The organism is Chryseobacterium oryzae, assembly GCF_022811665.1.
GTDB lineage: Bacteria > Bacteroidota > Bacteroidia > Flavobacteriales > Weeksellaceae > Chryseobacterium > Chryseobacterium oryzae.
On the sequence record NZ_CP094529.1, the window covers coordinates 421,579 to 434,609 of the forward strand.

Consider the following 13,031-nt stretch of genomic DNA (forward strand, 5'->3'; position numbering starts at 1 on the left):
AATTAGGATTTCTACAAAATTAATATAAATATTAATATATTCTTAATAAATCATAAAAAAAAATAAAAAATTATTCTCTATTCTTAATTAAAAGCCATCCAGAATACGAAACTGGTAATTTGGTATCTGGTTCTATCCATTTCAAGATATACCAGTAGGTTCCTGTAGGTAAATTTCTACCTCCAATTCTTCCGTCCCAAACGTAATCTTTCCCCACAGATTTGTACACCGCTGCACCGTATCTGTCTACCACTTCAATACTTACCTGCTCTTTTATTTTTAAATCAGAATAGTCTAAGTAATCATTTTTTCCGTCATGATTTGGCGTAATGGTATTAATTAAATTAATAATCAAAAACTCTTTTGTTACAGGTTGGCAGCCATCTTTGCCAATTACATAAACTTTATACGTACCTCTTACCAAACCGGTAAAAACATTGGAACTTTGATAATCCATTCCGTTTAAAGAATATTGATACGGAGCTGTTCCGCCAGTTACATTAATTGTAGCAGTATTTCCTGTAACTGTAATACTGTTGATAGATGGGAGAGGAGCGGGAGCTACAGTAACTGTCTGTCTGTAAACGCATCCGTTAAATCCTAAATCCACAAAATAAATACCTTCTCCTGCAGTAATAGATTGGGTAGTGGCGCCTGTACTCCAAGAATATGAAGTAAATCCTGTTCCTGCATCTAATAAAGTCTTTTCATTTGTACAGACAATTTTATTTTTAAGAACTTCAGATTTTTTTGGAGGTTTTAAATTAATGATTAGTTTACCAATATTTGCACATGCAGTACTGCTTGTAAATCTTAAATAAAATGTTGTTATTCCGGAAATATTCTGTGCAGGTGAAATAGTATTAGTTCCAGATTGAGCATCTGCCAATGTACTGTAAAATGTTACAGTTACAGAAGGGTCTGTAGTATAAAAGATTTTATAATCATTAAGACTGATGTTTTGTGTACCATCCAAATCACTATCACATATATCATAAGAACCACTATTAGGAATTAGGTTTATGCGGCTGCCAATTTTAAAGTTAATCTGTCCTAAAGCAGGGGTACAGTTGGTATTATTTCCTTCCACTCTTACATATACTGTTGTATTGCTTGTATAGGTCCAGTTATTGGGTAATGTATTATTATTTCCTGCATTTGCGTCAGCTTGGTTCAGGTAATATTTTATTATAAAACTTCCCGAATTTGTAACGATTTGAGGCGTGATGTTCGAAAAATTCACATCTACTATTCCATCAAAATTATCATCACAAAGGTTTGCGTTAAAATTTGAGGTGTTGATATTAGGTAATGGATTTACTGTTAAATTAATCTGTGCGGTTTTTGTACATCCAAAAGTTGAGGTAACCTGAGCGTAAACCGTTCCGCCTGTAGAGTTATAGTTTGAAGGCGTTGTAATAGGTGTTGTAAGTGCAGCATCTGAAAAGTATGATACCGTTGCACCCGGAGTTGAAGTAACGACTGCTGTGGTTAGATTGAAAGTTGCTGTTCCGGTACTGTTGGAACAAGCTGATAATGTCGCATTAGAAGTTGATAGTTGATCTAATGATACCGTTAGCTTGGCAATGTTAGAACAAACTCCCGATTTTTGAAAACGAACATAAAAAACTTGCGAAGGAGCAATGGTCTGAGTTGCAGCAATGGTATTTACAGCATTTTGAGCATCAGCATAAGTACTGTAAAAGCTAAGTGTTACCGCTGGATCTGTGGTGAAATTATTTTTGAAAGTATTCAAATTTACTACCTCTGTTCCGTCCCAATTGGTATCACATATCAATGTAGAATAATCTGATGTAGATAAAGATATTTTCGATCCTATGGAAAAGTTAATCTGTCCAAAAGCTGGAGGACAATTGGTGTTAACTCCATCTACTCTTAAAAAAACAGGTGTGTTGGTAGTATAAGTCCAGTTATTGGGTAGTGTGTTGTTATTTCCTGCATTTGCGTCTGCCTGATTCAGGTAATATCTTACTGTAAAATTTCCCGAATTGGTAACTATTTGTGGCGTAACCGTAGAAAAATTCACATCTATTATTCCATCTAAATTATCATCGCATAGATTAGCATTGAAATTTGCAGTGTTGATGTTAGGCGAAGGATTTATCGTTAAATTAATCTGTGCTGTTTTTGTACATCCAAAAGATGAAGTCACATTTGCGTAAATAGTTCCTGCAGGACCGTTATAATTTGCAGGGTTGGTAATCTGCCCGGTTAAATTTGGGTTAGTGTAATAACTGAATGTAGATCCGGTGCTTGATGTAATATTGGCACTCGTTAAATCAAAAGTTCCGTTTCCGGAAGAATTGGTACAAGAAACCAAACTTGCGTTATTGGTTTGAAGAATATTGGTGTTAATGATGATTTTAAAATATTCAAAATCAAAAGGATTACCGTTTCCTTGAATATAATAAATAAATGTATCTGTTGTGTTGGCTGTAAGATTATTATTGGGAGTATAAGTAATTTGCCCGTTTATGGGGTTTACAGTTGCAGTACCCGATGTTGGCTGAAGAATAATTCCAGTAAGCGACGGAACGATAGTTTGTGTTGAATTTGTAAAAGCAGGAGTAATGGTTTTAGTATTACACGATCCAATATTGTAGGTAGTAGTAGTTATTGGTGGGCAAAGTGTATAAGCGTATACTGAAGTTAGTTTGGTCTCACAGTTAAGTTTGGTGACTTGGCAAGTATAATTTCCAGCACCGTGAAGTTCCGGGTTAATAGAATAAGAAGTTGCTCCCGGAATAGGATTTCCATTCAGAAACCACTGATAAGAATCATAAGAATTATCTACCTGTAATAGAATTCCTGCATAACAGTCGCCTGTTTTGGATATTGCCGGAACCGAAGAAAATCCTGCAAAATATCCTCCATAACCTACAGCTCCACTTCCTGCTGCAATACCTGCTGTAACAGATTTGGTAGAATTTACAGAAATAGTTCCTGAAACATTCGGTACCGAATAAGTTACCCAATTGGGATTTCCGGTTACAGGATACGGTCCGTTGTTGGCAGCTATTGGAGCTCCGTTTAAAGTTACTGTGGCTCCGGATTGGGTGATAATATTGAGTTTGGTATTGAAAGATTGTCCTCCAATTTTATTGATAAATCCTATTTCATCAACCTTATTAGGCATAAAACAGCTTAGAGGCGGGATGAAATTCATTCCTCCGGTAGCAAATTCATTATTGGAAGGACTACCCATGATACCCGCAAGTAACTGATAAACATAGATATTTTTGTTTGAGCTAATGCTCATGTTATAGTTCCCATTTCCCTGGTTGATGTAATAGTTGGTAGGAACCATATAATATTGTCCGGTATTCAATGTTGTAGCTATTCCAGCTCCATTAAATGCTATTTGAGTGTTGTCTTCTGTAGCAATAATAAGTGCCGTTTCCATTTGGTTGTTTGCGTTTCCATTTCCTTTCACCAAAATGAAATCTTTTCCCAATCTGTTTACAGGAACCGACTGATCCATCAAAACATCATTATTGGTAAAGTTTAAATTGGTGTAAATTCCGTTGAAATTACCATTTGTAACCGATATAGGCTTTGTGGATTCAATTTTTGCACCCACCAATCCTGTTAAATTATAAGGGCTATCAGCACTTACTGCGTCTAGTATATAAGACTGTCCTTTATTTAAGGTAAATGTTTTAGTAGGCGAAGAAGTTCCGTTAGAGAAAACGACATTTGGGTTGTATCCTGAAACAACGACATTAGTATTATCTTCCGTAGCAGTTATACCAATTGTTGAGTTTATGTATGTCTGTGAACCTGTAAGCGGTATTGGAGCGGCAAAGAATTTGGTTCCTAAACCGGCTAAACCTTTAGAAGTAATTATTTCTGCATGATTTTGAAGTGAAAATCTGTAATTCGCAAAAAATCTTTTTGTTCCTTTTACATTTAACCCCATAGAGTTGGGTGTAAAAAGATTAGATTGATTGGTAGTAATTAAAAAATTATTAGGGATGTTCACCTCTACAGGATTTCCTTTGCTTACCTGAACAGCTACAAATAAAGTATTATTATTAAAAATTTGTACTGTAAATGGTGTAGTTTCATCTGTAGAAAGATATAAATAGCCTTCAAGACCAGAACTTCCGGCTTTGGAAGCCATCGGGGCAAACCAGTGTTCTGTATCTAACTGTGCTTGGAATAATAAGCAAAAAAATGTGCAGATTAATAATAGAATTCTTTTCATACCTAAATTTAAGGGCGACAAATTTAAGTATTAATAATCAAAATTTTACGTAATTTTTTCATATTTAATAAATGTTAATATTCCGGAGTTGATAAATTTATATGTGGTACATTATTTTTGTGGAATTCTATAAAAAAAATCCCGATGAAAATTTCATCGGGATTATATTTTCAAAAATTGAAAAAATTACAAGCTTACTCTTACAAAACCTGTTACTTTAAGATCTCCACTTACAGATTTTACGTAATCTGCAACAGAAATACCGTTGTCTTTAATGAAAGACTGGTGTACTAAAGTATTGTCTTTGTAGAATCTCTGCATTTTACCTTTTAAGATATTATCGATAATGTTTGCAGGCTTACCTTCTTTAGTTAACAATTCTCTTTCGATTTCTAATTCTTTGTCGATAGTTTCCTGAGAAACCTGAGTTTCGTCTAGAGCGATAGGGTTCATTGCAGCAACCTGCATAGAAACAGATTTTGCAGCTTCTTCAGCTCCTTCTACATTAGCAGAAAGTGCAGTGATAGCAGCAATTTTGTTACCAGCGTGGATGTAAGCACCCAAGAATGGTCCTGAAATTCTTTCGAAAGCACCAATTTCAATTTTCTCACCGATTACTCCTGTTTGCTCAACCAATTTTTCAGCAACAGTAATTCCGTGGAAATCTGTAGCTAATAATTCTTCTTTAGTTGCAGCGAAAATTGCCATTTCTGCCAATTCGTAAGCAAGTTCGATGAATGCTTCGTTTTTAGCAACGAAATCAGTTTCGCAGTTTAAAGAGATGATAGCACCCAAAGTACTGTCTTCGTTTACTCTTGCGATTACAGCTCCTTCAGTAGATTCTCTGTCGGCTCTGTTAGCAGCAACTTTCTGACCTTTTTTTCTAAGGATGTCTACTGCTTTTTCAAAATCTCCTTCTGCTTCCGCTAGAGCTTTCTTGCAGTCCATCATACCTGCACCTGTTTGGTTTCTCAATTTTGCTACATCTGCAGCAGCTGGTGAATAAGACATAATATGTATTGTTTTTATTTTAAAATTATGATTAATTTTAATAGTTTATTTTTGAACCGTGCAAAGATAATGATTTTAATGATAAAATAAAAAAATCACTTTTAACGTTATAGTATATATTTAATGAAATTTAAAATTCAATTGATGAAAAAAATATTTCTAATTTTATTTTTAAGTGTTTTCAGTCTTGGTATAGCGCAAAAGAAGAAAAAGACAGGCTCGAAAGCAAAGGTAGTTGCAGAAAAAGAAACGGTGATTATATATACATTGCAAGAAGCTGAAACCAGTAACGAACCAAGAATTATCGCAGGTTTTATTAAGCAAAATCCAGGTCACGAAAAAACTGATGCTCTAAAGAGAAGATTAATTAATATCATCATGGCAGATAATTCTATCGAAGCCAAACCAACCATAAAACCTTTAAGCAAAGATAAGATTGAAAAAATTGTAAGCAATAACGAACTGAATAAAGGTAAGAATTTTGCTGCAAATAAAACTTCTTCAGAAAAGAATGTAAGTCTGGCTTCTGCGGGAAGTAATAAGAATTCCGAGGTCAGCGAGCAAGGTAAAAAAACAGCTTCAATGCTTAGTCATATTTTTAATAATGATCCGAATGATAAGGAAGCGTATATCAATATTAAAAATAAATCTAAATGTAATCTTATCGTAAAAATAAGTGGCAATAAATATTATAATTTAGAAGTTCCGGCAAGAGGACAGAATTTTGTAATGGTTGAAAAAGGAGAATATATTCTTACAACACAAGTTTGTGATGCTAAATATTCTTCTCTGAAAAAAATACAAAAAGATATTCAGATTGAACTTAACGTAGCTGAATAATCTGCTTTGTTTTTGAAGTCTAAAGTGTTTTAGATTTAAATGCTTAACTAAACGATAGTTAAGGTAAAAATACTTACATTTGAGATATGTAGTAATTCTATTGCTTATGAAATATCTCAATTCTGTTTTTCTTCTTTTTGTTTTATCAATTGTTAATGCTCAAAGTCCGGCTATCCAATGGCAGAAATGCTTTGGAGGGAGTAATTCTGAAACAGGAAACTCTATAAAAATTACTTCGGACGGAGGTTATATACTTGCGGGAAGTTCTAATTCTGTAAATGGCGATGTTACCCAGAATTTTGGCGGAGTAGACTATTGGATTGTAAAAATGAATTCTGTTGGAACCATTCAATGGCAAAAATCGTATGGAGGTAGTGGAGATGATTATGCAAATTCTGTTCAGCAAACATCTGATGGTGGATATATTGTGGCGGGAACTTCCAAATCAAATAATGGGCACATTAGTAATAGCCATGGGAATAATGATTTTTGGATTATAAAATTAGATTCTACTGGTAATTTGATTTGGCAAAAGTCTTTGGGCGGAACAAGTAATGATTCCGCTCAATCTGTTCAGCAGACAACCGATGGAGGGTATATCGTAGCGGGTTCATCATCTTCTAATAATGGTGATGTTAGTGCTAATCATGGATATTCTGATTTTTGGATTGTAAAACTCAATTCTACTGGGAATATTATATGGGAAAAGTCTTTGGGAGGAAGCGGAGAGGATGTGGCAATGTCGGTTCGACAGACTTCAGAAGGAGGATATATTATTGCAGGTTATACTAATTCTTCCAATGGAAATGTTACTCAGAATTTTGGAGGTTCAGATTACTGGGTTATAAAATTGAATTCCTTGGGAAATTTAGAATGGGAAAAATCTATTGGTAATTTATTCGACGATATTTCTTACTCAGCAGAGCAAACAATGGATGGTGGCTATATTGTGGCAGGAGCTACCACACTCAATTCTGAATCTGGAGTTCCGGATTACCGGGTTTTAAAGCTAAATAGTGCGGGAGGAATAGAATGGAGCAGGTATTTTGGGGGTAATGCTCACGATAATGGTCAGGAAGTTCGTCAGACGCCAGATGGCGGATATATTGTTGGTGGATGGACGGTATCCAACAATGGAGATGTAACGGGTAATCATGGTATTCAGGACTTTTGGCTCGTAAAATTAAATTCACAAGGAAGTTTAGTTTGGCAGAAAACTTTAGGAGGAATTGATGTTGATGCTTTCTCGTCTCTTGAAGTTACTCCGGATAATGGTTATATTGTTGCGGGTTATACAATGTCTAATTCTGGTGACGTTTCTGGTAATCACGGAGCTATGGATGCTTGGGTAGTTAAATTAAATCCTGAACAGCTAGGTGTTTCAGAATCTATACATACTAATCAGATTCTGATGTATCCCAATCCTGCAAAAAATTTCTTTTATTTGGATCATCTTCCTGCAGATGTTCTTGTTGATTTTACCGATATTTCTGGAAGAAAAGTTTTTTCAGAATATTTTAATACTGAAAAAATAAAAATCAATACATCAGAATTTACCAACGGAACTTACATCGTGAGTGTTAAGAAGAAAGATGGTACGTTTGTTTTCTCAGAAAAATTAATAATCAGTAAATAGAAAATCACTTTTAAATTCAAAATAATATCATTGAATAAAATATTAATCCTTTTGCGTATGAAATATTTTAATTTTCTTTTTTTATTACTTCTGCTTCCTGTTGTAGCAAAAAGCCAAAATTCTACAATACAATGGCAGAAATCTTTTGGAGGTGGCTTTGAAGAGTCTGCAAGATCTGTGGCTCAAACTCCCGACGGTGGATATATTGTTGCAGGAAAATCTAAATCCTATGAAGGAGATCTTACCGTAAATTATGGGAATTTTGATTTTTGGATAGTGAAAATAAATGCGATGGGAATTTTGCAATGGCAAAAATCTTATGGAGGTTCCGGAGAGGATGAGGCAACATCTATTAGGAACACTTCGGATGGTGGCTACATCGTTGCAGGATTTACTTTTTCTTCCGATGGCAACATAACTGTTAATAAAGGTGCTGCAGATTATTGGATTGTAAAATTGAATGCAAATGGAGATGTACAATGGCAGAAAACATATGGCGGTCCTGGAAATGATCGGGCAAATGCAATAAAACAAACACCCGATGGTGGTTATGTTGTGGCGGGGTTTTCGAACTCAGTTTCAGGAGATATAACAAATTCTCATGGAAGTAATCTGGATTTTTGGATATTAAAGCTGAGTAGTACAGGGAATATCCAATGGCAGAAATCTATTGGCGGACTAAGTGACGATAAAGCGTATGATATAGATCTTACTTCGGATGGTGGTTATATTGTAACTGGAGATACTTCATCATCATCTTCAGGAGATCGATCCGGCAATACACAAGGTGGAGCAGATGTTTGGGTAGTGAAGCTTTCTTCGGCAGGAAATATTGTGTGGGAAAAAGCATTTGGAGGAAGTGCTGCAGATCTTTCATTTTCAGTAAAACAGACAAAGGATGGTGGGTATATTGTAGCTGGAGATACCAAATCGCAAAATGGTGATATTATATTCAATAATGGAGGAAATGATTATTGGATTATTAAATTGAATTCCGCAGGAAATCTGGAATGGCAAAAAACATTGGGCGGAGGTGCTTATGATAGAGCTCAATCAATTATTCAGCTTAGTGACGGAAATTATATGGCTGTCGGATATAGCCCGTCATCAGATGGAGATGTAATAGGTAATAACGGAGCTGTAGATTACTGGTTGGTAAAACTGAACCAAAGCGGAGATTTCATTTGGCAAAAATGTTTAGGAGGTTCCGGATCAGAATTTCCATATTCTCTTATTCAGTCATCAGATGGAGGTGTAGTTATCGCGGGTGAATCTGATACCAATAATAATTCTGGAGATGTTACAGGAAATCATGGGTTTCGAGACTTTTGGGTTGTAAAACTAAATTCGGTTCTTGGTGTCAATGAAAGTACTATTGCGAACGGGATTTCTATTCATCCTAATCCTGCCAAAAACTTTTTCAAAATAAATAATTTACCAATTGGAACAGCTGTAACTATTTATGATATTTCCGGCAGGGTTATTTTATCTCAAAAATATAATCAGGAAAATATTTCTGTTGATATTTCACAAATTAAAAATGGAAATTATATTGTAAAAGCAGAAAATTCGGGAAAAGTCCTGTTAATCGAAAAACTCATTATTCAGTAATTTTATTAATAGTTGTATTTTAATATTAAATAATTTGGTTTTAATGGTTTTGGGTATGAATTTTGCATTGAAAATGAATATTTTGAATGTTATTTGTAAATTTAAAAAACTGAATTATGGCTGAAGTTGTTATCCAAGAAAAGCATGGCGGCAAATCCCGTCAGAGAAGAAAAAGAATAGGAATAGATATGACACCTATGGTAGATTTAGGTTTTCTCCTGATTACCTTTTTTATGTTTACTACCAATTTTACAAAACCCAATGTGATGGATTTAGGGTTGCCTGCAAAAGATCCGGATCCTCATCCTGTCAACCAACCCGTAATTGGGGATAAAAATCAAATTACCTTTATTATAGGTAAAGATAACCGTATTTTTTATCATCAAAGTAATGAGAAAGATTTGAAGGAATCAGGTTTGAAAGAAACCGATTACAGTGGAGTAAAAGTTGCTAAAATTATTTCTGAAGCCTACGAAAATGCTCCAAAAAAAGAAATTTTTACAATAATTGTAAAGCCTACGGAACAATCTAGTTACAAAAATTTTGTGGATATGATGGATAACATTTCTTTAGCTAAAAAGGAGCGTTATGGCATAAGTGATATTAAGCCCTGGGAAAAAAGAATTTATGAAACTAAAATTAAATAATATCTAAAAGAGCATTGTAAAAATGCTCTTTTTTTTAATTAAATTTGAGGAAATTTCAATACTGAATGAAAAAAATATTTTACTCAACTCTTATTGTAGCAGTAGTGGTTTCGTGTTCGAAAAAAGAAGCCTCTTCGCATATTGGTAAAACAGACAGTGAGAAAGTAGATTCTATAAACACAGCTCGTACTCGTTATAACGATAGTATAAAGATTCTAAACAGCAGCAACAGATTCAAAGATTTCAGCGGCAGCCACAGGCTTAGTTACGAAAGTGAAGGATACAATAAAATGTCCGGAACAGTAAATTTCGATAAAATTACCGGTGAAAGAGATAGCTATCATATTTCTGGAAACATTCAGTCAGAAAAAAACTCTTTGAAAATGAATGGCTCTGTAAAAATTGTTTCGCCTAAGCACATGAATTTTACCGGAGAAATTACCCAAAAAATTTCTGATAACGACAACGGAAAACCTTACATCAGAAAAGGCAAAAAAACCTTCATGTCTAAAGATGGCGGGAAAACTTACCGTTTGCAGGATATGGTAAATGGTTCGGGTTTTGTTGATTATATTGATATTTACTTTTAAAGAAAGGAAATAATGCTGCATTTTGAAAAAAAAGGAGTAGGAAAGGAGATATTGGTTCTTCTTCATGGTTTTATGGAGAACAGTTCAATTTGGACTGATATAGAAAAGAATCTTTCCAGCGATTTTAGTCTATTAAAGATAGATCTTCCCGGTCATGGAAAATCTGAAATTTTAGCAGAAGTCCATACAATGGAACTGATGGCGGATGAAGTAAAAAAAGTTTTAGATCATGAGAAAATAGAGAATGTTCATCTTTTGGGGCATTCCATGGGAGGGTATGTTGCGTTGGCGTTTGCAGAAAAGTTTCCTCAGAGTTTAAAAAGTTTAACTTTATTTTTTTCAACATTCTTAGGAGATGATGAGCAGAAAAAAGAACAGCGTAAAAAAAGTTACCGCATTATAAAAGATGCATTTGCTCATTATGCAAGAGCAGGGGTTCCTAATCTGTTTAATCCTAATGAATTGGATGTTTTGGAAGGAAAAATAGAAACCGCATTAGAAATTGCTCTGTCTACAAATAATCTCGGTGCTTTGGCATGTGTAAAAGGGATGGTAGAACGACAAGACAGAAAAGAAATTTTAGAAAATCTTGAAGCTAAAATCCTTGTAATTGCCGGTAAACACGATAACGCCGTTAAAACAGAACTTGTGATGAAAAATCTTCCCGACAGAACCAATATTAAATCTTATATTTTAGATTGCGGACATAACGGACATTGGGAAAAGCCCAGTATTTGTGCGGAAATAATCAATACCGAACTTCTTCATCATCTACCTAAAAAATTAGTTTTGTGATGAGGTTTTTTACAGGTGTTTTTTTATACTCAGTAATCATTCTCTCTTTTGTAGGATGTAAAAAAGAAAGTTCTTTAACTAAAAATAATAAAGATTCTGTTGCGTCTTCTGTAACAAATAAAGTGGCGAAAGATTCTTCAATCATAAAAAGCAGTGCAACTGAAGTTTTTGGTTTTCAGACCGAGCTTTGCAACAATAAAGCGTATTTCAATCCTCAAAAATATACCGTAGAACAGCTGGAAGATACTTATAAACTGTGGTATCATTTGGGCGGAGTAAGTTTCAATACTCCATCGGTTTTTAATGTAAACAGTCTTTCGGAGGTTAGAAAAAATAGAGAAAAAATATTAGCAAAATTAGATAAGGATTTTGAAGAAAAGAAAAAGCTTTATAATCAATTAAAAATAGTAGATAATACTTATTGGCAAAAGATTAAAGAGCAGAGATATAAAGCTTTGCATCAGGAATATGAAAAAGAAAAACTGCAGATGGAGGCGTATTCGGATCCGTCGGTTTTGCTGAACAGTAAATTTTCTGGAAAGTGCAAAAATTTTGCTTCAGCTTTGAATTCTACGGATGATGCAATAATTTCAGAATGGAGAAAAGTTCGTGAAAGAGTAAGCAAATCGAATGCAGATCCCGAAAGAATAATGAACGATTTTGAAACTCATCTTAAAGAACCTAACTGGAAAGATTATGCGATAATAGATTTAATTACTTTTGGATGGGGAAACTGTGCCAATGCTCAGATTGAACGCCCTGCACAGGACGAAAAAATGAATAAAGAATTTGAAAATCTTTTTATAAAAATAGATTCTGAATGCGATGAACCTTAGTAAGTCGCTCTAATCTCTTCTGTAAAGTTGAAATCTAATGGGAATATTTTCGTTCAAGACAAAAAAGCCAATTATAGGACTTACACTTTCAGGTGGCGGAATGCGTGGGATTGCCCATATTGCTGTTTTGAAGGCTTTGGAAGAATATAATTTAAAACCGGATATTATTTCGGGCACAAGTGCGGGTTCTGTGGTGGCTGCATTTTATGCATTAGGAAAAACTCCGGATGAAATGTTAGAAATTGTAAAACAAACTACATTTTTTTCAAGATCTTTTCTAAGGCTTTCCAAAAACGGAATTTTTAGTTCTAAATTTATTATGAAACTGTTTACGGATTATTTTCCGGAAAATGATTTCAGGGTTTTGAAAATTCCGGTCTATGTTGCTGCCACAGAAATGACTCATGGTATTGTAGATTTCTTTTCTGAAGGAGAATTGTTTGCTCCGCTTTTGGCATCATCCAGCGTTCCCTTCATTTTGCCACCTGTAAGAATTGGCGAAAAAATTTATGTAGACGGTGGAGTATTAGATAATCTTCCCATTGAGCCTATTGTAGATAAATGTGATTTTCTCATAGGTTCACATGTTAATTCGATCAGCTATGATGGATTAGAAAATATGAGCTTAATGAAAGAATTCGACAGAATTTTACATTTAGCCATTGCAAAATCTGTTTATTCTAAAGTGAAATTCTGTGATATATTTTTGGATCCTCCGAAAATGACAAAATTCAGCCTGTTCAATAAAAAACTTTTGGATGTAATGTTCAGCGAAGTTTACGAATATACCTGTAAAGAACTCGAGGAGAAAGGTTACAGCCGTAATTCCTGATTCTT

General features: G+C 34.4%; 10 protein-coding genes. 8 read left to right on the forward strand and 2 right to left on the reverse strand.

What is annotated here, in order from left to right; genetic code table 11:
• Positions 1–70: 70 nt before the first annotated feature.
• Both MTP08_RS02000 and tsf read right to left on the reverse strand, forming a co-directional pair.
• Entirely contained in the window at positions 71–4,228 is a 4,158-nt protein-coding gene (locus MTP08_RS02000) for a T9SS type B sorting domain-containing protein (protein WP_243576839.1), read from the reverse strand.
• A gap of 186 nt (positions 4,229–4,414) precedes the next feature.
• The gene (gene tsf / locus MTP08_RS02005) at positions 4,415–5,239 is read right to left on the reverse strand and encodes a translation elongation factor Ts (protein WP_209389221.1); all 825 of its coding nucleotides are present in this window, start codon (positions 5,237–5,239) and stop codon (positions 4,415–4,417) included.
• 144 nt (positions 5,240–5,383) lie between these two features.
• On the opposite strand from tsf, the gene MTP08_RS02010 reads away from it, so the two are divergent.
• The 8 genes from MTP08_RS02010 to MTP08_RS02045 all read left to right on the forward strand — a co-directional run bounded on the left by MTP08_RS02010 (position 5,384) and on the right by MTP08_RS02045 (position 13,026).
• Positions 5,384–6,079, forward strand: coding sequence for a DUF6759 domain-containing protein (locus MTP08_RS02010; RefSeq protein WP_243576840.1), 696 nt, complete (start codon positions 5,384–5,386; stop codon positions 6,077–6,079).
• Positions 6,080–6,185: 106 nt separating this feature from the next.
• Positions 6,186–7,715, forward strand: a complete 1,530-nt coding sequence (locus MTP08_RS02015) for a T9SS type A sorting domain-containing protein (protein WP_243576841.1) — start codon at positions 6,186–6,188, stop codon at positions 7,713–7,715.
• A gap of 57 nt (positions 7,716–7,772) precedes the next feature.
• Positions 7,773–9,326, forward strand: coding sequence for a T9SS type A sorting domain-containing protein (locus MTP08_RS02020; RefSeq protein WP_243576842.1), 1,554 nt, complete (start codon positions 7,773–7,775; stop codon positions 9,324–9,326).
• 116 nt (positions 9,327–9,442) lie between these two features.
• A complete protein-coding gene (locus tag MTP08_RS02025) occupies positions 9,443–9,973 on the forward strand; it encodes an ExbD/TolR family protein (protein ID WP_243576843.1) in 531 nt (176 codons plus the stop codon).
• 65 nt (positions 9,974–10,038) lie between these two features.
• Complete coding sequence (locus MTP08_RS02030) at positions 10,039–10,563, forward strand: hypothetical protein (protein WP_243576844.1); 525 nt, start codon at positions 10,039–10,041, stop codon at positions 10,561–10,563.
• 12 nt (positions 10,564–10,575) lie between these two features.
• Positions 10,576–11,358, forward strand: a complete 783-nt coding sequence (locus tag MTP08_RS02035) for an alpha/beta fold hydrolase (protein ID WP_243576845.1) — start codon at positions 10,576–10,578, stop codon at positions 11,356–11,358.
• On the forward strand, positions 11,358–12,194 hold the full coding sequence (locus MTP08_RS02040; RefSeq protein WP_243576846.1) for a hypothetical protein: 837 nt from the start codon (positions 11,358–11,360) through the stop codon (positions 12,192–12,194). Before MTP08_RS02035 ends, MTP08_RS02040 begins: the two co-directional genes overlap by 1 nt.
• Positions 12,195–12,231: 37 nt before the next feature.
• The gene (locus tag MTP08_RS02045) at positions 12,232–13,026 is read left to right on the forward strand and encodes a patatin-like phospholipase family protein (RefSeq protein WP_243576847.1); all 795 of its coding nucleotides are present in this window, start codon (positions 12,232–12,234) and stop codon (positions 13,024–13,026) included.
• Positions 13,027–13,031 lie beyond the last annotated feature (5 nt).